This window comes from Stagnimonas aquatica (assembly GCF_003730135.1).
GTDB lineage: Bacteria > Pseudomonadota > Gammaproteobacteria > Nevskiales > Nevskiaceae > Stagnimonas > Stagnimonas aquatica.
In genome coordinates this window covers 67,056-84,783 of sequence record NZ_RJVO01000001.1, presented here as the reverse complement: position 1 = coordinate 84,783, position 17,728 = coordinate 67,056, and the positions used below count along the sequence as shown (strand labels likewise).

The following is a 17,728-nucleotide window of genomic DNA, read 5'->3' as shown; positions in this document are numbered from 1 at the left end:
AAGACTAGCCGAGGTCTGTCGCCGGGAGGGCGAAAACCGTATCGGCCGCGCCGGCGGATTCAGGCCGCCAGGCGCGCCAGCCCGAGCAGGGCGGGCTCCTCGGCGCGGATGCGCCAGACCGGCACCGCCGCCAGCTCGGGACCGAAGTGGGGCTTGTCCTCGAAGCCTTCGCGGAAGCAGTTGCCATCCAGCAGTGGGCCAAGCCGGCGCGAGACGCCGCCAGCCAGGTAGAGGCCGCCCCAGGCACCGAAGCTGAGCACCAGATTGCCGCAGACACGGCCCAGCCAGCGGCTGTACTGGCGCATGGCCTTGGCGCTGCGCGGGTCGCTGCGGACCCGCTCGTGCAGCAGGCCAGGGTCGTCGAGGTGCTCGCCGGTGTGCAGGGCGTGATGGCGCAGCAGGCCGGGACCGGAGAACAGGGTTTCGATCGACACCGCCTTCAGTGGCGACAACCGGGTCAGGCAGGCGCGCTCCTCGACCGTCGCCGCCGGCAGGTCGGCGTGGCCGGCCTCGGTTTCCAGAATGGCGCCGTCGGCGGTCAGCACCGCGACGCCGAAGCCGGTGCCGAGGCCGACCACCACCCGCGTGCCCTGTCCGGGCTGGCGATCCGGTCCGAACGCTTCCAGGTCCGACGACGGCAGCAGGGGCAGGGCGGCGGCGACCGCCGCGAGATCGTTGAGCAGCAGCACCGGTAGCCCCAGCGCCGCCGACAGCTCCTCGCGCGAGAGGGTCAGGGCGAGGTTGGTGAGGGTGACGCTGGCGCGTCCGGGCAGGCGCCGGATGCGTCCGGCGGCGCCGATGGTGAGCCCGCTCAGGGTCTCGCCCTGGCGTTCGCGGTAGCTCCGCAGCAAGGGCAGCAGATCCTGGCGCGGGCTGGCGTGGCGCTCCAGCGCGCTTAGGCTGCCATCGCTGGCGGCCAGTGCCAGACGCACGGTGGTGCCGCCGAGATCAACGATCATCCGGTAAGCATTCATGCGCGCGTACCTCGCAGGCTGTCGAGATAGGACTGCCGCCAGCCGCGCAGGTCCTGCCGGCACAGGCCGGCATAGAGCGCGGCATGGCGGGCGCGACGTTCGGCGCGCGGCATCTGCCGCGCCTGTTCCAGCGCGCGGCCCACCGAGGCGACGTCGTAGGGATTCACCAGCAGCGCCTCGGGCATCTGCGCCGAGGCGCCGGCAAAGCGGGACAGCACCAGCACCCCGGGATCGTCGGCGTCCTGCGCGGCGACATACTCCTTGGCCACCAGATTCATGCCGTCGCGGATCGGCGTGACCAGGCCGATGCTGGCGGCGCGGTACAGCCCGGCCAGCGTGGCGCGGGAGAGGATGCGATTGATGTAGTGCACCGGCGTCCAGTCGGTCTCGCCGTACTGGGCGTTGATCTTCACCGTCAGCTGCTCCAGCTCCAGGCGGAAGCGGCGGTAGTCCTCCACCTGCTCGCGCGACAGCGGCGCCACCTGCAGGTACTCGACCTGCCGGCGCGCCTCGGGGAACTGCGCCAGCAGGCTCTCGAAGGCGCGCATGCGCCGGACCAGGCCCTTGGTGTAGTCGAGCCGATCGACGCCGACCACCAGGGCACGGTCGCGCAGGTTGGCGCGCAGGCGCAGGAACTCGGACTCGCCCTCCTCGGCGGTCGCCAGCGCCCGGAAGCCGGCGGGATCAATCCCGATGGGAAAGGCGTCCAGCCGGACCTCCCGGCCGCGATGCAACAGGCTGCCGCCTTCCAGCGGCACGGCCAGGGTCTTCGCCAGGTAGTCGCGCAGGTGCGCGGCGTCGGCCTCGGTCTGGGTGCCGATCAGGTCGTAGGCGGCGAAGTCCTCGGCCAGCCGTTCGTGGCCGGGCAGGGTCTCGAACAGCGCCGCTGGTGGGAAGGGAATGTGCAGGAAAAAGCCGATCCGCTGACTCACCCCGAGGCGACGCAGCGCGCCGGCCAGAGGGATGAGGTGGTAGTCCTGCACCCAGATCACGTCGTCCGGCCGCAGGCGCGCCGCCAGCAGCCGGGCGAAGCGCTCGTTCACCGCCCGGTACTGATGCTCGGCTTCTTCGTCGTAGGCGGTGAGATCGACCCGGAAGTGCAGCAGGGGCCAGAGGCAGCGGTTGGCGTAGCTCTCGTAGTAGCCGGCGAACTCCTCGCGGCTGAGGGCGACGGTGGCGAAGGAGACCTTGCCGTGGCGCTGCTCGTGCACGCTGTCGCTGGGGCGCCGGCTGGTCTCGCCGTTCCAGCCGAACCACAGGCCCTCGCTGCCTTCGCGCAGGGCCTCGTCCAGCGCCACGGCCAAGCCGCCGGCGCGGTCGCTGCTGTCGGGCAGGGCGACCCGGTTGGAGACCACCACCAGCCTCATACCACTTCTTCCCAGTCGCGCGAGAGGCGGACGGCGGCGTTGATGATGCCGACCATGGAATAGGTCTGCGGAAAATTGCCCCAGAGCTGTTGCGATTGCGGGTGCAGGTCTTCGGACAGCAGGCCGAGGTGGTTGCGGCAGCTCAGCAGGTTCTCGAACAGCGCCCGGGCTTCGTCGCGGCGGCCGGCGCGGGCGAGGGCGTCGAGATACCAGAAGGTGCAGACGGTGAACGCGGTTTCCGGAGCGCCGAAATCGTCCGGCGCGTGGTAGCGGAACAGATGCGCGCCGCGCTTGAGCTTGTGCTCGATGGCGGTCAGCGTGGAGAGGATCCGGGGGTGGTTGCCGGGGTGAAAGCCGACCTCCGGCATCAGCAGCAGGCCGGCGTCGAGGTCGCGGCCGCCGAAACTCTCGACATAGCAGTTCAGCTCGGCGTTCCAGCCTTCGTTCTCGACTGCCGCACGGATCACTTCGGCGCGCTTGCGCCAGTAGGGTTCGCGTGCGCTCAGGCCCAGGTGCGCGGCGATGCGCGCCAGGCGGTCGCAGGCCGCCCAGCACATCAGCGCCGAAGAGGTGTGCACGCGCGCGCGATGGCGCAGCTCCCACATGCCGGCGTCCGGGGTGTGGTAGTGGTGGAAGGCGAGCTCGCCCATCCGCTCGTAGAGCGCGAAGTCCTCGATGCCGGAACGGCGCAGCAGGCGTTCGTCAAAGAACGACTGCGCCGCCGCCAGCACCACATTGCCGTAGACATCGTGCTGGATGTGCTCGTGCGCCTGGTTGCCGACGCGCACCGGACCGTGGCCGGCGAAACCGGACAACTGGCTGGCGATGCGTTCGCTGAGCTGGGTCTCCAGCCCGACCCCGAACACCGGTTGCAGATGGCTGTTGGCGCTCAGGGCCACGTTCTGGAGAAAGCCGAGATAGTGCTCCATGGTCTCGACCTCGGACAGCGAGTTGAGCGCGCGCACCACGAAGAAGGCATCGCGCAGCCAGCAGTAGCGGTAGTCCCAGTTGCGGGCGCTGCCCGGCGCTTCCGGCAGGCTGGTGGTGAGCGCGGCGACGATGGCGCCGGTTTCCTCGCTGGTGCAGAGCTTGAGGGTGATCGCCGCGCGGATCACCGCCGACTGCCATTCCAGCGGCAGCGCCAGGCGCCGGGTCCATTCGCGCCATTCCGACTCGGTGCGCTCCTGAAAATCCCGGCTCAGTGGCTCGATGGCGCCTTCCGGCGTTTCATCCGGCCCCAGGTGAAAAGCCAGCGGCTCGCGGAGCATGAACGCGGTTTCCGCCAGCACATAGCCAATCGGCGCATTGGTGGTGAGCCGCAGGCTGAACTCCGGACCAACGTAGCGGACATGGTTGGAGCCCTGGGTGACGGCTGGGGGCAGCGCCCCGTAGTTGAACGCCGGGCGCAGGCGCACGGTGATGCGCGGCACGCCGGCCAGCGGCCGCAGGCGGCGGACCATCGCCAGCGGCCGGAACTGCCGGCCATGCAGGCGGAAGCGCGGCGCGAAGTCAGTGATCTCCACCGCGTTGCCGGCGTCGTCGCGCAGGACGGTGACCAGCACGGCGGTATTGTCCAGGTAGCGCTGCTCGCTGCGGGTCTGGCCCTCGAGTTCCACCGACCAGTAGCCCTGCGCCTGCGGCAGCGCGGCGTTGCGCCCCAGCAGCGAGTGGAACACCGGATCGCCGTCCACTCTCGGCATGCAGGCCCAGACCACCTCGGCGCGTTCGTCGATCAGCGCGCTGAAGCTGCAATTGCCGATGATGCCCAGCGGCAGGCCGGCATGACGGCCGCCGCTCAGGTCGGGGGGTGGAGTAAGAGGCTGTTGAGCCATTGGAAAACCTCCTGGGTGTCGTGAAAGCGATGCCGCGCCCGGCTGTCGCCGACCCCGACCTTGATGCCGATGCCGCCCAGCGCCTGGGCCGCCGCGAAGCCGTCTTCGTCGGTGACATCGTCGCCAACGAAGACTGGTAGGCGTCCGGCGAAGGGCGCCGCCGCCATGAAGCGCCGCAGCGCTGTGCCCTTGTCGATGCCGCGTGGCTTGATCTCGAACACCTGCTTGCCGGCCAGCAGGCGCGCGTCTGCCAGCGCCGCCGCCGCCGCCGCGCGCTGCTCGCAGAGAGCCGCCGACCCGGGGCGGGCGCGGTAGTGCACCGCGAGGGCCAGGTCCTTGTCCTCGATCCAGACGCCGGGCGGGGCTTGCCAGTCGGCCAGGCTGCGTCGCGCCGGGTCCAGGCTGGCGGTCGGCATTCGCTGCGGCGCCTGGCCGGGCCAGCGCCACTCGCCGCCGTGGATGCCGGCCAGCGCCAGGCCCGGCGGCAGATGCCGCTCCAACTGCTGCAAGGGGCGCCCGGAAACCACGGCCAGCGCCTTGTTCAGCCGCTTCTGGAGCGCCGGCAACAGGCTGTGCAACTGCGCGGGCGGCTGTATCGCGTCCGGGTGGTCGGCGAGCGCGACCAGGGTGCCGTCGAAATCGAGGAACAGGGCTACTTCTTCTGCGCGAAGGCGGATGAGGTCCGTCATCACTCCGGTTTTATTGGGGGCCGCCGGGCGCCGGGTGCAACAGGCGCGGGAAGTGGCGACACGGTGAATGGCCATCTCCCGACGACGGTCGGGAGACACGGAATGTGGCCCGACTATAGCAAGGCTGGCTCGATGGGCGGCCGCCGACGCTTATAGGCAGTGATAAGCCGGCCTGATCGGGCGCCCGCCGGAATTAATTGGAACTGTTACTGACCGGTAACTATCTTATCGACGCTCTCTTCCGGTCGAATCCCGCCCATGTGGCTGATCCAGCTCGCGCTACGGCGCCCGTACACCTTCGCGGTTCTGGCCATCGTCATCCTGCTCGGCGGCGGGCTGGCGGCGCGCAGCGTGCAGAAGGACATCTTCCCCAACATCGAGATTCCGGTGATCTCGGTGATCTGGACCTATCCGGGCCTGGCCGCCTTCGACTTCGAGCGGCGCATCACCCAGTACTCGGAAAACTCGCTCAGCGCCAACGTCAACGACATCGAGCACATCGAGAGCCAGACCACCGAGGGCGTCGGCCTGATCCGGGTGTACTTCCATCCGGGTGCGAAGTCGGAGGTGGCGCTGGCGCAGGCGACCGCGATCAGCCAGACCATCCAGCGCATCATGCCGACCGGCGTCACCCCGCCGATCCTGGTCCGCTACCGCGCCGACTCGGTGCCGCTGATCCAGCTCGCGCTGTCCAGCGAGACCATGAGCGAGGCGCAGATCTTCGACTACGCCAATACGCGTATCCGTCCGACCATCGCCGCCCTTCAGGGCGTGACCATGCCGGCGCCCTACGGCGGCGCGGCGCGCCTGGTGAATGTCGACATCGACCCGGCGGCACTGCGCGCGCGAGGACTGTCGGCGCGCGATGTCGCCGAGGCGGTGAGCCTGCAGAACCTCACCCTGCCGGCCGGCTCGGCGAAGATCGGAGACACCCAGTACGCGGTGCAGCTCAACAGCTCGCCGGCGGTGCTCCAGCAGCTCAACGATCTGCCGGTGCGCGAGGTGGCGGGGAGCATGGTCTATCTGCGCGATGTCGCCAGCGTCCACGACGGCCAGGAGCCGCAGATCAACATCGTGCGCGTCGATGGCAAGCGCAGCGTGCTGGTGCAGATCCTCAAGAACGGCAATGCCTCCACCCTGGACATCGTCGAGGGCGTGAAAGGCCTGCTGCCGAGCATCCGCGATGCCGCGCCACCGGGCATGCAGATCGAGCTGCGTTTCGACCAGAGCCAGTTCGTGCGCGGCGCCATCGCCGGCGTGGCGGTGGAAGGCCTGATCGCCGCCCTGCTCACCGCCACCTTCATCCTGCTGTTCCTGGGTAGCTGGCGCTCGACGCTGATCGTCGCCATCTCGATCCCGCTGTCGGTGCTGGCCTCCATCGCCCTGCTCACCGCGCTCGGCCACACGCTCAACCTGATGACCCTCGGCGGTCTGGCACTGGCGATCGGCATCCTGGTCGACGAAGCGACCATCACCATCGAGAACATCCACCGTCATCGCGGCATGGGCAAGGGGCTCACCGAGTCCATCCTCGACGGCTCGGCGGAAATCGCCTTCCCGGCCCTGGTCTCGGCGCTGGTGCTGACCATCGTGTTCATCCCGGTGGGCCTGCTCGGCGGCGTCGCGCGCTACCTGTTCATCCCGCTGGCGCTGGCGGTGGTGTTCGCCATCCTGAGCTCCTATGTGCTGTCGCGCACGCTCACCCCGGCGCTCGCCAACTGGCTGCTGCGCGGCGAGCCGCACGATGCCCATGGCGCCGCGCCGCGCGGCTTCTTCGGCCACGTCCACCATCGCTTCAATGCCGGCTTCGAGGCGATGCGCGCGCGCTACGCCCTGGCGCTGGAATGGACGCTGGCGCACCGGCTCACCGCGCTGCTGGCGATGGCGATGGTGGTCGCCGCGACGGCGGTGGTGACGCCCTTCGTCGGCCGCGAGTTCTTCCCCACCGTCGATGGCGGCCAGATCCGCCTGCATGTGCGTGCGCCCACCGGCACCCGCATCGAGCGCACCGAGCAGATCTACTCGGCGGTGGAAGACGAGATCCGCCGCCTGCTGGGCACGGATGTCGCCCTGATCGTCGACAACATCGGCCAGCCGGCGGTGAAGTACTCGATGGCCTTCGGCGACTCGGTGACCACCGGCCCGCACGACGGCGAGGTGCTGATCGCGCTCGCCCACGAGCGGAGCAAGTCGGCACCGGAGTGGATGCAGGTGCTGCGCGAACAACTACCGAGCAAGTTCCCCGAGCTCGATTTCTACTTCCAGCCGGCCGACATCGTCAGCCAGATCCTCAACTTCGGCCTGCCGGCGCAGATCAATGTGAAGGTGATCGGCTTCAAGCGCGCCGACAATTTCGCGCTGGCGCAGAAGCTCCAAGAGCGCATCGCCGCCATCCCCGGCGCGGTCGATGTCACCCTGCACCAGAGCAACGACCTGCCGACCCTCAAGCTCGATGTGGACCGTGCCCGCGCGCTGGAGCTGGGCGTGACCCAGCGCGATGTCGCCAACGACCTGCTGGTGACCCTGTCCGGCTCCGGCACCGTGCAGCCGAATTTCTGGATGGACCCGGTCACCGGCAATCCCTACCGCGTCGCGGTGCAGTTGCCGGAGCGGGAGATGAACTCGGTCGCCGGCCTGCTCAACACGCCGGTGTCGGTGGGGCAGGGCGAGCCGCAGTTGCTGAGCAATCTTGCGAGCATCGAGCGCGGCTTGGCGCCGGCGGTGATCAGCCACTACAACGTGCAGCCCAGCTACGATCTGTTCGTCAGTGTCGCCGGACGCGACCTCGGCGCGGTGGCGGCCGACCTCGATGGCGTGCTCGACGCCGCGCGCAAGGAGCTGCAACCCGGCAACCGCATCGAGCTGCGCGGCAGCGTCACCGCCATGCGCGAGGCCTTCTCGCGACTCGGCTTCGGCCTGCTCGGCGCGGCAGTGCTGGTGTACCTGCTGATGGTGGTCAACTTCCAGTCCTGGCGCGATCCCTTCATCGTCCTCACCGCGCTGCCGGCGGCTGGCAGCGGCGTGGTCTGGGGCCTGTGGCTGAGCCAGACCTATTTCAGCGTGCCGGCCTTGATGGGCGCGATCATGACCATCGGCCTGGCCACCGCCAATTCCATCCTGCTGGTCACCTTCGCCAACCAGCGCATGGCCGAGGGTCTGGACAGCTTCGCCGCCGCGCTGGACGCCGGCGCCACCCGCCTGCGGCCGGTGCTGATGACCGCCGGCGCCATGCTGATCGGCATGCTGCCGATGGCCCTGGGCCTGGGCGAGGGCGGCGAGCAGAACGCGCCGCTGGGTCGCGCGGTGATCGGTGGTCTTTCATTCGCCACCTTCGGCACCCTGCTGTTCGTGCCGGTGGTCTATGCGACGCTGCGGCGGGGCGTACGGCCCGGCCCGGCGCTCGCGGTTTCCTCCCATTGACGTGTCGCGGAGCCTCCGCATGTCCCAGAAAAAGTCCTATCTCTACCTCGGTGCCACCGCGCTGACGCTCGCCGGCTTCGCCGCCATCGGTCTGGCGCCGCGCCTGCACGCCGAGGCGCCCAAGGCCGAGGCCGCCGCCGCGCCGGTGCCGACGCTGAGCGTGGTCGAAGTGCAGGCCGCGCCGGCGGAGAACGGCCTGAGTCTGCCGGGCACGCTGCGCGCCTGGCAGGACACTGCCATCCACGCCCGCGCCGCCGGCTATCTCAAGCGCTATCTGGTCGATCTCGGCGATGCGGTGCAGGCCGGCCAGTTGCTGGCGGAAATCGAAACCCCCGACCTCGACCAGGACCGCATCGCCGCGCGCGCGCAACTGGCCCAGGCCGAGGCCGAACTGGCCTTGGCCAAGAGCACCAACCAGCGCTACCAGGAGCTGGTGCGCCAGGGCGCGGTGTCCAAGCTGGAAGCCGATCAGCGCGCCACCGCGCTGGCCGCCGGCGAGGCCAGCGTCAACAGCGCCAAGGCGCAACTGGCCCGGCTCAACGAGTTGAGCGGCTTCAAGCGCGTCACCGCCCCCTTCGCCGGCCGCATCACCGCCCGCAACGCCGAGCCTGGCATGCTGGTGAGCGGCAGCGAGAGCCTGTTCCGCCTGGCCGATACCCGGCAACTGCGGGTCAGCGTGCAGGTGCCGCAGGCGTCGGCGCCGGGGGTGACAGTCGGCCTGCCGGCGCAGATCAGCCTGCGCGAGCTGCCGGGCCAGGTGTTCAGTGGCAGCGTCAGCCGCAGCGCCGGCGTGCTCGACGCCGCGCGCACGCTCACCACCGAGATCCGGATCGACAACCACGACGGCCGCCTGCTGGCCGGCGCCTCGGTCGATGTCAGCCTGCAGTTGCCCAACGCGCAGCCGGCGCTGCTGATCCCGGCCAACGCGCTGATCGTCAACGGCAAGGGCAATCAGGTCGCCAGCGTGCAGGCCGACAGCACGCTCAAGCTGCTGCCGGTGCGGCTCGGCCGCGATCTCGGCAAGCAACTGGAAGTGCTGGAGGGCCTGTCCGCCGGCGCGCGGGTGGTGCTCAACCCGCCCGATACCCTGCGCGACGGCCAGACTGTGATTGCCCAGGCGGCCAAGGTCGAGCCGGCGAAGCCGGCGGCGAAGAGCTGAGCACCCGCCGCCGACCAGTTGGTGACGGCGGCAATGCCTCAGAATGCGCCGCGCCAGCACGGCTAGGAGGGCGGCGATGGGTCTCGGAGAACTGCTGGGTAGCAAGCTGCCGCTGATCCAGGCGCCGATGGCCGGGGTTCAGGGCAGCGCGCTCGCGATCGCCGTGGCGCGGGCGGGCGGTCTGGGCTCCTTGCCCTGCGCCATGCTCGGTGCCGGGCAGATCGCCGGCGAGGTGGCGGCCCTGCGCGCAGCCGGACTGACCGCCTTCAATCTCAACTTCTTCTGCCATGTGCCGCCCGCGCCGGATGCCGCGCGCGAGGCGGCCTGGCGCGCGGCGCTGGCGCCGTACTACGCGGAGTTCGGCATCGACCCGGCCGGCATCGCGCCCGGCCCGGGTCGGGCGCCGTTCACGGCGGAGTCCGCCGCGCTGGTGGAGGCGCTGCGGCCGACGGTGGTGAGTTTCCACTTCGGCCTGCCGGAGCCAGAGCTGCTGGCGCGGGTGCGGGCCAGCGGCGCGCGGCTGCTGGCTTCGGCGACCACGCTGGCGGAGGCGCTGTGGCTACAGGCGCGCGGCGTCGATGCGGTGATCGCCCAGGGGCTGGAGGCCGGCGGTCATCGCGGCCATTTCCTCTCCGAGGACTTGAGCGAGCAATCGGGAACCTTCGCGCTGCTGCCGCCACTGGTCGCGGCGCTGCGGGTGCCGGTGATCGCCGCTGGCGGCATTGCCGATGCGCGTGGCGTCGCCGCCGCGATGGCCCTGGGTGCCGCCGGCGTGCAGATCGGCTCTGCCTACCTGCTGTGCCCCGAAGCGACCACCAGCGCGGTGCATCGCGCTGCGCTGCGGGCGCCGTCGGCGCGCCACACCGCGCTCACCAATCTGTACTCCGGGCGGCCGGCGCGCGGCATCGTCAATCGGCTGATGCGCGAGCTGGGTCCGCTCAGCCAACTGGCGCCGGCGTTTCCGCTCGCCAGCACGGCGGTGGCGCCGCTGCGCGCGAAGGCCGAAGCGGCCGGCAGCGGCGACTACTCGCCGCTCTGGGCCGGGCAGAACCTCAGCGGCTGTCGCGAGATCGGTGCCGCCGAGCTGACGCGGGAGCTGGCGCGCGGCTTCTGATTTTCTGATCCGGCAGGCACGAATGGCTCGCCGGGATTTAGCGCCGCCCGGCCGCAGCGGTTAAGTTGCGACGCAATCCCAAGCCCCTGGAAGTCTTTGCCGGAGATCAAGCTCGTGCCCTCGACACACCGGGAATTTCATCGCGCCGAACGTATCGGCTGGCTGCGCGCGGCGGTGCTGGGCGCCAACGACGGCACCATCTCGGTGGCCAGCCTGGTGGTCGGCGTGGCGGCGGCGGGCAGCGCGCCCGCCGACGTGCTGCTGACCGGCGTCGCCGGACTGGTCGCCGGAGCGATGTCGATGGCGGCCGGCGAGTACGTGTCGGTGCAGTCGCAGGCCGATACCGAGCGTGCCGACTTGCGACGCGAGAAGTCGGAGCTGGAGACCCAGCCGGAGCGCGAGCTGGCGGAACTCGCCGGCATCTATGTGCAGCGCGGTCTGAGCCCGGCGCTGGCGCGGCAGGTAGCCGAGCAGTTGATGGCCAACGATGCGCTGCAAGCCCATGCCCGCGACGAGCTGGGCATCACCGAAACCCTGCGGGCGCGACCGGTGCAGGCGGCCCTGGCCTCGGCGGCCTCGTTCGTGGTCGGTGCCCTGGTGCCCCTGGCGACAGTGCTGCTGGCGCCGGCGGCGCAGCTCGCACTGGTCAGCTCGGCGAGCGCGCTGCTGACCCTGCTGGTTCTGGGCGGTGTCGCCGCCCGCGCCGGCCGCGCGCCAGTCGTGCGCGGCGCGCTGCGGGTGGCGTTCTGGGGCGCGCTGGCGATGGCGCTCACCGCCGGCATCGGCCGCCTGTTCGGCACTGCGGTTTAGCTAGCGACCGCCTGGCGCGCCTCAGCCACGGTCCGGGTAGACGGTGCGGGCCTGCTCCTTCAGCAGGGCCAGCAGGCGCTGCGCCGGCAGCGAGGTTTCGCCCTTGCGGCTGAGCGCGCCGATGGTGATCTGGGTGTCCTCGGGCAGGGCGAGGGGGCGCGCCACCAGCCCCTCGGGCACCGTGCCCAGCACGTAGCTCATCACCCAGAACAACCCCAGGCCCTCGCGGACCAGCTTGGGGCCGGCGCTGGTCTGGGTGGTTTCGATCAGGTTCGGCTCCAGGCCGTGGGCGCGCATCAGGCCCAGCACGGCGTCGTGCAACTGCGGATTGATCAGGCGCGCGAACAGCACGATGCGTTCGCCGCGCAGGGCGGCGACCGAGACGCTGTCCTGCCGGGCCAGCGGATGCTCCGGCGGCAGCACGATCAGCCAGCGGCCGCTGACCAGGGGCGTGAAGTCCAGCGACTCCGGCAGCTCGCCGCGCAGGTAGCCGATGCCGAGGTCGATGCCGTGGCTGGGCAGGGCCTCGGCCTGGCGGGGCGAGGCCAGTTCCAGCCGCTCGAAGCGCAGGTTGGGAAACTCCGCCAGCAACGCGCGGATCGCCGGCGCCACGAACGGCAGATTGAGGTATTCGGTGTAGCCCAGCGTGAGCTTGCGGTCGGCGAGGCCGGCGGCGGAACGGGCGGCGACGCTGGCTTCGTCCAGCGCCCGCAGGGTGCGGCTGGCGCCCTCGCGGAAGGCTTCGCCTGCGGTGGTCAGCCGCACGCCGCGCGCCTCGCGCTCGAACAGCTTCACCTCCAGCGCCTGTTCCAGGGCGGCGATCTGCTGCGACAGCGCCGGCTGGGTCAGGAAGATGCGCTCGGCGGCGCGGCGAAAGCTTTTTTCTTCCGCGACCGCAAGAAAGGAGCGTAGTTGGCGAAACTCGATGCGCATCCGGCGAGTCTATGCGGCCGACCCGCCAAACGCGACGCAAACACCGGGTCTGGCATCCTGCTGATAGATCCCGCTTCCTTTCCGCTTTCGACCCAGGTCCACCATGCGCCATCCCTTGCTTTCGCTGCTGATTCTGCTGGGCCTCGCCGGCTGTGGTCAGGAGGCTTCCGACAAGACGCAAATCAGCGCGGTGGTCGTGGAGCGCGGCGACGTAGCCGCTGCGGTGACCGCCGGCGGCACCCTGCAGGCGCTGGTGACGGTGCAGGTGGGTTCGCAGGTATCCGGCCGCATCGCCAGCCTGGAGGCCGACTACAACAGCATCGTCAAGAAGGGGCAGGTGGTGGCGCGCATCGACCCGCAGCAGTTGCAGGCGGCGGTGCGGCGTACCGAGGCCAATGTCGCCGCCGCCACCGGCAATGTCGCCAAGAGCAAGGCGACGCTGGCCGACGCCGAGCGGCAGTTGCGGCGGGCGCGCGAGCTGCTGCCGCAGGGCTATGTCTCGCAGGCGGAGATCGACAGCCTGGCCACCGCCGTCGAACAGGCGCAGGCCGAGGTCGCCGCGCAGCAGGGCGCGCTGGCGCAGGCGCGCGCCGCCTATTCCGAGGCCCAGGTCAATCTCGACTACACGGTGATCCGCTCGCCCACCGACGGCATGGTGGTGACCCGCAGCGTCGATGTCGGCCAGACCGTCGCCGCGTCCTTGCAGGCGCCGGTGCTGTTCACCATCGCGCAGGATCTGAAGAAGATGCAGGTGCACACCAGCGTCGCCGAATCCGATGTCGGCCAGCTCAAGGAGGGCATGGCGGCGGAATTCAGCGTCGATGCCTATCCGGCCCGCAAGTTCCAGGGCCGGGTGTCGCAGGTGCGGGTGTCGCCGACCACGGTACAGAACGTGGTCACCTACGACGCGGTGGTCGATGTCGAAAACCCGGAGCTGGAGCTGAAGCCGGGCATGACCGCCAACGTCAGCTTCCGCACCGCCGAAGCCAAGGACGTGTTGAAGGTGGCCAATGCGGCGCTGCGCTTCAAGCCGCCGCAGGCCTGGCTGGATGCCGCCAAGGCTGCCCGCGAGAAGGCCGGCAGCGGCGGCGGTCCGGCCGCTGGCGGCAATGGCAACGGCAGCGAGCGCCAGCGTGATCCGACCATCAAGCGGGTCTGGAAGAAGCCGGCGGACGGCAGCGACCCGGTCCCCGTGCCGGTGCGGGTGGGCGTCACCGACGGTGCGGTCTCGCAGATCACGCCGCTGCGCGAGGGCACCCTTGCCGAGGGCGATCAGCTGGTCACCGGGGTCAGCGGAGGCGCTGCCGCCGCCGGCGGCAAGAGCAGCGGCATGGCGCCGCCGGGGCCGTTCTGATGGCCCTGATCGAGCTGGATGGCATCGTCCGTAGCTACCGCCTGGGTGGCGAGGACTTCCAGGCGCTGCGCGGCGTCTCGCTGCGCGTCGAGGCCGGCGAGTTCGTGGCGATCATGGGGCAGTCGGGTTCCGGCAAATCAACGCTGATGAACATCCTCGGCTGTCTCGATACCCCCAGTGCCGGCGAGTACCGGTTGGCCGGCGAGCGGGTGTCAGCGCTGCCGGCGGCGCGGCTGGCGCAGTTGCGCAGCCGCCTGATCGGCTTCGTGTTCCAGAACTTCAACCTCTTGCCGAGAGTCTCGGCGCTGGACAACGTCGCGCTGCCGCTCGCCTACGCGCGGGTGCCGCGCAAGGAGCGGCTGCGGCGCGCGCAGGAGGCGCTGGAGCGGGTCGGCCTGGCCGAGAAGCTGCGCAACACCCCCAGCCAGCTTTCCGGCGGACAGCAACAGCGCGTCGCCATCGCCCGTGCCCTGGTCACCCGGCCGCAGGTGCTGTTCGCCGACGAGCCCACCGGCAACCTCGATTCCACCACCAGCGTCGCGGTGATCGCCCTGCTGCAGCAGCTCTGGCAGGCCGGACAGACCATCGTCATGGTCACCCACGAACCCGACATCGCCGCCCACGCCGCGCGGGTCATCACCCTGCGCGATGGCCAGGTGCTCAGCGATGTCCGCCAGCAAGCCTTGCTGATCGCCAGCGGAGCGCCGGCATGAATCCCCTGGAAACCCTCTACACCGCGCTCAGCGCGCTGGCCCGCAACACCCTGCGTTCGGCGCTCACCGCGCTGGGCATCGTCATCGGCGTGGCGGCGGTGATCGCGATGGTGGCGATCGGCTCCGGCGCGCGCGCCAAGGTCGATGCGGCCTTCGCCTCGATGGGCACCAATCTGCTGGTGGTCCTGTCGGGCTCCTCGCAGGCGGGCGGCGTGCGCGGCGGCTTCGGCAGCCAGCCGACGCTCACCTGGGCCGATCTCAAGGCGATCCAGACCCAGGTCGATTCGGTGCTGGCGGCGGCGCCGCAGTTGCGCGCCAACGGCAATCTGGTCGCCGAATCCGGCAACTGGACCACCCAGATCACCGGCACCTCGCCGGAGTTCTTCGTGATCCGCGACTGGGCGGCGGCCGATGGCGCGCTGTTCAGCCAGAGCGATCTCGACGCCACCCGCAAGGTGGTAGTGCTGGGCGCGACGGTGGCCGAGAACCTGTTCGGCGAGGCTTCGCCGGTCGGGCAGACGGTGCGCATCAGCAACACGCCGTTCACCGTGCTCGGCGTGCTGGCCAAGAAAGGCCAGTCGGCGATGGGCCAGGACTACGACGATGCTGCCTTCATCCCCACCAGCGCCTACCGCACCAAGTTCAGCGCCGGGCTGGCCAACTACATCGCCGGCAGCATCCAGGTGCGCGCGCAGGATGGCCAACTGGAGCAGGCGCAGACCGCGATTTCCGAACTGCTGCGCGAGCGCCATCGTCTGGGTGCCAAGCCCGACGACTTCAACATCCGCAACCTCACCGAGATGGCCGAGGCACGCAGCGAGTCGACCAAGACCTTCAGCACCCTGCTGGCGGCGGTGGCCGGGGTGTCGCTGCTGGTCGGCGGCATCGGGGTGATGAACATCATGCTGGTGTCGGTCACCGAACGCACCCGCGAAATCGGCCTGCGCATGGCGCTCGGTGCGCGGCCGGTGGACATCCTCGCGCAGTTCCTGGCCGAGGCCTCGATGCTCTCCGCCCTGGGCGGAGTGCTGGGCGTGCTGCTGGGCGTGGCCGCCGCCAGCTACCTGGCGCAGCAGTTCGGCTGGAGCCTGCTGATCTCGCCGGCGGTGGTGGGGCTGGCCGTCGGCTTCTCGGCCCTGGTGGGCGTCGCCTTCGGGCTCTACCCGGCGCTGCGGGCCTCGCGGCTGGACCCGATCACCGCGTTGCGGCACGAGTAAGCGGATCGCCGCTGTCCAGAGCGACAGCCGTTTCCAAGGAAGCCCCTTGTGTCGGCCTGCGGCCGGGTGTCCGTGCCTGGGCGAGGATCGGCGGGGCTCCTCGGCGGGCGGAGCACGGGTGCCGGTCCTGGCCCTGGATTTCGGCGCGGACGCCCGTCCGGCGAACGGCAGTTGACTTTCCTGTGGATCGCCATGATCCTAATTGAACGGTCGTTTTAGAACCTACCTGGAGGAAGACGCATGACCACCGCAAGCCTGCCCACGCCCGCGAGCTGGACCGACAACAAACGCTATCTCTGGCCGCTCGGCGCGCTGGTGATGTTCCTGCCGATGGCCGGCGCCCTTGCCTACCAGTACAGCGGCTGGGCGATCACGCTCTGGTTCGGATTCTTCATCCTCTACGGCCTGATCCCGCTCGCCGACCGCCTGATGGGCGAGGACGACTCCAATCCCCCGGATTCGGCGATGGGTTCCCTGGCCAGCGACGGCTACTACCGCTGGGCGCTGTTCGCCTCGGTGCCGGTCTACCTGGGCATGTGGGCCTACATGATCTGGTTCATCACCAGCCAGACCTTGCCCTGGTACGGCTGGCTGGGCGCGGTACTGTCGCTGGGTGTCGGCTGCGGGCTGGCGATCAACATCGGCCACGAGCTGGGCCACCAGACCGATCCGCTGGAGCGCTTCCTGGCCAAGCTGGTCCTGGCGCCCGGCTTCTACGGCCACTTCTACGTCGAGCACAACCGCGGCCACCACGTCCGCGTTGCCACCCCCGAGGATCCGGCTTCCTCGCGCTTTGGCGAGACCTTCTACGAATTCCTGCCGCGCTGCGTCTACGGCTCGTTCAAGTCGGCCTGGGAGATCGAGAAGAAGCGCCTGGCCCGCGAGGGCAAGAGCGTCTGGCACTGGAGCAATGACAACCTGCAGTCCTGGGCGCTGACCGCCCTGCTCTGGGGCGCGATGATCGCCTGGCTGGGCTGGGTGGCGCTGCCGGTGCTGGTGATCGCCGCGGTCTACGGCGGCAGCCTGCTGGAGGTGGTGAACTACCTGGAGCACTACGGCCTGATGCGTCAGAAGCGCGCCGACGGCGGTTACGAGCGCTGCCAGCCGCACCACTCCTGGAACAGCAACCACGTGGTCACCAATGTGCTGCTCTACCACCTGCAGCGGCACAGCGACCACCACGCCAACCCGACCCGCAGCTACCAGACCCTGCGCAACTTCGAGGACGTGCCGCGCCTGCCCTCCGGTTACGCGGCGATGATCCTGTTCGCCTACATCCCGCCGCTGTGGTTCTGGTTGATGGACCCCAAGGTGGTCGCCCATCACGGTGGCGACATGCGCAAGGCCAACATCAAGCCGTCCATCCGCGAGCAGGTCATCGCCCGCTATTCGGCCGCCGCCTGAGCTGCCAGACCTCCCCGGAGCTGAGCCTCCGGGGAGGCGAAAGGCGGGCTTCTTCGGCTAGGATTCGCGCCTCATTCACCGCCTGTTTAGAGAAACTGTATGAAGAAGTGGCGCTGCCTCGTCTGCGATTTCGTGTACGACGAGGCTCAGGGATGGCCGGACGAGGGCATTGCCCCCGGCACCAAGTGGGAAGACGTGCCGGCGGGCTGGTCCTGCCCCGATTGTGGCGCGTCCAAGGCGGATTTCGAGCTGGTCGAAGACTAGCCGCGCCGCGCGGATCTGGTTTGCCAGGCCCCGGTCGGGGTCTGGCGGTTCCCGTTTCTGGCGGCATCCACGACCGGCTCCAGCCCGTAGTGGATCGGCGATGCCGCCCCCGTTCCTATCCCGTTCCCGTTATGTCCCAGTTCGATAACGTCAGCGTCGTCAAGAAGGCCAATGTCTATTTCGGCGGCCAGTGCGTCAGCCACACCGTGCTGCTTCCGGACGGCAGCAAGAAGAGCATCGGCGTGATCCTGCCCAGCCAGCTCACCTTCAGCACCGCCGCGCCGGAGGTGATGGAGGTCATCGCCGGCCATTGCCGGGTGCGCCTGAAGGGCGAGGCCACCAGCAAGGATTACCGGGGCGGCGAGTCGTTCAGCGTGCCGGGCAATTCCAGCTTCGAGATCGAGACCCTCGACGCGCTGCACTACGTCTGCCACTTCGGCTGAGCACGGCTGCGTCCGGCATCGCGCCGGCCGCGTAA

15 protein-coding genes are annotated in these 17,728 nt (G+C 69.8%); 10 read left to right on the top strand and 5 right to left on the bottom strand.

Annotated features, from left to right (window positions below; genetic code table 11):
- Positions 1-59 precede the first annotated feature (59 nt).
- The 4 genes from ED208_RS00370 to otsB are packed head-to-tail and all read right to left on the bottom strand — an operon-like array spanning position 60 to position 4,862.
- The gene (locus tag ED208_RS00370) at positions 60-974 is read right to left on the bottom strand and encodes a glucokinase (protein WP_123209882.1); all 915 of its coding nucleotides are present in this window, start codon (positions 972-974) and stop codon (positions 60-62) included.
- Positions 971-2,341 (bottom strand): alpha,alpha-trehalose-phosphate synthase (UDP-forming), encoded by a 1,371-nt coding sequence (locus ED208_RS00365; protein WP_123209881.1) that lies wholly within the window; start codon positions 2,339-2,341, stop codon positions 971-973. The genes ED208_RS00370 and ED208_RS00365 overlap by 4 nt, the downstream gene beginning before the upstream one ends.
- A complete protein-coding gene (locus ED208_RS00360) occupies positions 2,338-4,173 on the bottom strand; it encodes a glycoside hydrolase family 15 protein (protein ID WP_123209880.1) in 1,836 nt (611 codons plus the stop codon). Before ED208_RS00360 ends, ED208_RS00365 begins: the two co-directional genes overlap by 4 nt.
- Positions 4,137-4,862, bottom strand: coding sequence for a trehalose-phosphatase (gene otsB, locus ED208_RS00355; protein ID WP_123209879.1), 726 nt, complete (start codon positions 4,860-4,862; stop codon positions 4,137-4,139). The genes ED208_RS00360 and otsB overlap by 37 nt, the downstream gene beginning before the upstream one ends.
- Positions 4,863-5,120: 258 nt before the next feature.
- Between otsB and ED208_RS00350 the strand changes: the two genes are divergently transcribed.
- The 4 genes from ED208_RS00350 to ED208_RS00335 all read left to right on the top strand — a co-directional run bounded on the left by ED208_RS00350 (position 5,121) and on the right by ED208_RS00335 (position 11,365).
- A complete protein-coding gene (locus ED208_RS00350) occupies positions 5,121-8,282 on the top strand; it encodes an efflux RND transporter permease subunit (RefSeq protein WP_123209878.1) in 3,162 nt (1,053 codons plus the stop codon).
- Between the two features lie 19 nt (positions 8,283-8,301).
- Positions 8,302-9,441: an efflux RND transporter periplasmic adaptor subunit gene (locus tag ED208_RS00345; protein WP_158608374.1), complete on the top strand. Its 1,140-nt coding sequence runs from the start codon at positions 8,302-8,304 to the stop codon at positions 9,439-9,441.
- Between the two features lie 76 nt (positions 9,442-9,517).
- On the top strand, positions 9,518-10,555 hold the full coding sequence (locus ED208_RS00340; protein WP_123209876.1) for an NAD(P)H-dependent flavin oxidoreductase: 1,038 nt from the start codon (positions 9,518-9,520) through the stop codon (positions 10,553-10,555).
- A 114-nt stretch (positions 10,556-10,669) separates the two neighbouring features.
- Positions 10,670-11,365: a VIT1/CCC1 transporter family protein gene (locus tag ED208_RS00335; protein WP_123210655.1), complete on the top strand. Its 696-nt coding sequence runs from the start codon at positions 10,670-10,672 to the stop codon at positions 11,363-11,365.
- Positions 11,366-11,386: 21 nt separating this feature from the next.
- Here the strand turns inward: ED208_RS00335 and ED208_RS00330 are convergent, their stop codons facing one another.
- A complete protein-coding gene (locus ED208_RS00330; protein ID WP_123209875.1) occupies positions 11,387-12,298 on the bottom strand; it encodes a LysR family transcriptional regulator in 912 nt (303 codons plus the stop codon).
- Between the two features lie 103 nt (positions 12,299-12,401).
- Here ED208_RS00330 and ED208_RS00325 point away from each other — a divergent pair, with 103 nt between their 5' ends.
- The 6 genes from ED208_RS00325 to ppnP all read left to right on the top strand — a co-directional run bounded on the left by ED208_RS00325 (position 12,402) and on the right by ppnP (position 17,693).
- Positions 12,402-13,652: an efflux RND transporter periplasmic adaptor subunit gene (locus ED208_RS00325; RefSeq protein WP_123209874.1), complete on the top strand. Its 1,251-nt coding sequence runs from the start codon at positions 12,402-12,404 to the stop codon at positions 13,650-13,652.
- Positions 13,652-14,365, top strand: a complete 714-nt coding sequence (locus tag ED208_RS00320) for an ABC transporter ATP-binding protein (RefSeq protein ID WP_123209873.1) — start codon at positions 13,652-13,654, stop codon at positions 14,363-14,365. The genes ED208_RS00325 and ED208_RS00320 overlap by 1 nt, the downstream gene beginning before the upstream one ends.
- On the top strand, positions 14,362-15,582 hold the full coding sequence (locus ED208_RS00315; RefSeq protein ID WP_123209872.1) for an ABC transporter permease: 1,221 nt from the start codon (positions 14,362-14,364) through the stop codon (positions 15,580-15,582). The genes ED208_RS00320 and ED208_RS00315 overlap by 4 nt, the downstream gene beginning before the upstream one ends.
- A 240-nt stretch (positions 15,583-15,822) precedes the next feature.
- Positions 15,823-16,986: an alkane 1-monooxygenase gene (locus ED208_RS00310; protein WP_123209871.1), complete on the top strand. Its 1,164-nt coding sequence runs from the start codon at positions 15,823-15,825 to the stop codon at positions 16,984-16,986.
- Positions 16,987-17,085: 99 nt separating this feature from the next.
- Complete coding sequence (locus ED208_RS17515; RefSeq protein ID WP_123209870.1) at positions 17,086-17,250, top strand: rubredoxin; 165 nt, start codon at positions 17,086-17,088, stop codon at positions 17,248-17,250.
- A gap of 131 nt (positions 17,251-17,381) precedes the next feature.
- Positions 17,382-17,693 carry a pyrimidine/purine nucleoside phosphorylase gene (gene ppnP, locus ED208_RS00300; RefSeq protein ID WP_123209869.1) on the top strand — a complete coding sequence of 104 codons (312 nt, stop codon included), beginning with the start codon at positions 17,382-17,384 and terminating at the stop codon, positions 17,691-17,693.
- The last annotated feature ends 35 nt before the right edge of the window (positions 17,694-17,728 follow it).

What these genes read in the sequence shown, in the direction of transcription:
- ED208_RS00370 (WP_123209882.1), bottom strand. Translation starts at nt 974, where the DNA reads ATGAATGCTTACCGGATGATCGTTGATCTCGGCGGCACCACCGTGCGT.
- ED208_RS00365 (WP_123209881.1), bottom strand. Translation starts at nt 2,341, where the DNA reads ATGAGGCTGGTGGTGGTCTCCAACCGGGTCGCCCTGCCCGACAGCAGC.
- ED208_RS00360 (WP_123209880.1), bottom strand. Translation starts at nt 4,173, where the DNA reads ATGGCTCAACAGCCTCTTACTCCACCCCCCGACCTGAGCGGCGGCCGT.
- otsB (WP_123209879.1), bottom strand. Translation starts at nt 4,862, where the DNA reads ATGACGGACCTCATCCGCCTTCGCGCAGAAGAAGTAGCCCTGTTCCTC.
- ED208_RS00350 (WP_123209878.1), top strand. Translation starts at nt 5,121, where the DNA reads ATGTGGCTGATCCAGCTCGCGCTACGGCGCCCGTACACCTTCGCGGTT.
- ED208_RS00345 (WP_158608374.1), top strand. Translation starts at nt 8,302, where the DNA reads ATGTCCCAGAAAAAGTCCTATCTCTACCTCGGTGCCACCGCGCTGACG.
- ED208_RS00340 (WP_123209876.1), top strand. Translation starts at nt 9,518, where the DNA reads ATGGGTCTCGGAGAACTGCTGGGTAGCAAGCTGCCGCTGATCCAGGCG.
- ED208_RS00330 (WP_123209875.1), bottom strand. Translation starts at nt 12,298, where the DNA reads ATGCGCATCGAGTTTCGCCAACTACGCTCCTTTCTTGCGGTCGCGGAA.
- ED208_RS00325 (WP_123209874.1), top strand. Translation starts at nt 12,402, where the DNA reads ATGCGCCATCCCTTGCTTTCGCTGCTGATTCTGCTGGGCCTCGCCGGC.
- ED208_RS00320 (WP_123209873.1), top strand. Translation starts at nt 13,652, where the DNA reads ATGGCCCTGATCGAGCTGGATGGCATCGTCCGTAGCTACCGCCTGGGT.
- ED208_RS00315 (WP_123209872.1), top strand. Translation starts at nt 14,362, where the DNA reads ATGAATCCCCTGGAAACCCTCTACACCGCGCTCAGCGCGCTGGCCCGC.
- ED208_RS00310 (WP_123209871.1), top strand. Translation starts at nt 15,823, where the DNA reads ATGACCACCGCAAGCCTGCCCACGCCCGCGAGCTGGACCGACAACAAA.
- ED208_RS17515 (WP_123209870.1), top strand. Translation starts at nt 17,086, where the DNA reads ATGAAGAAGTGGCGCTGCCTCGTCTGCGATTTCGTGTACGACGAGGCT.
- ppnP (WP_123209869.1), top strand. Translation starts at nt 17,382, where the DNA reads ATGTCCCAGTTCGATAACGTCAGCGTCGTCAAGAAGGCCAATGTCTAT.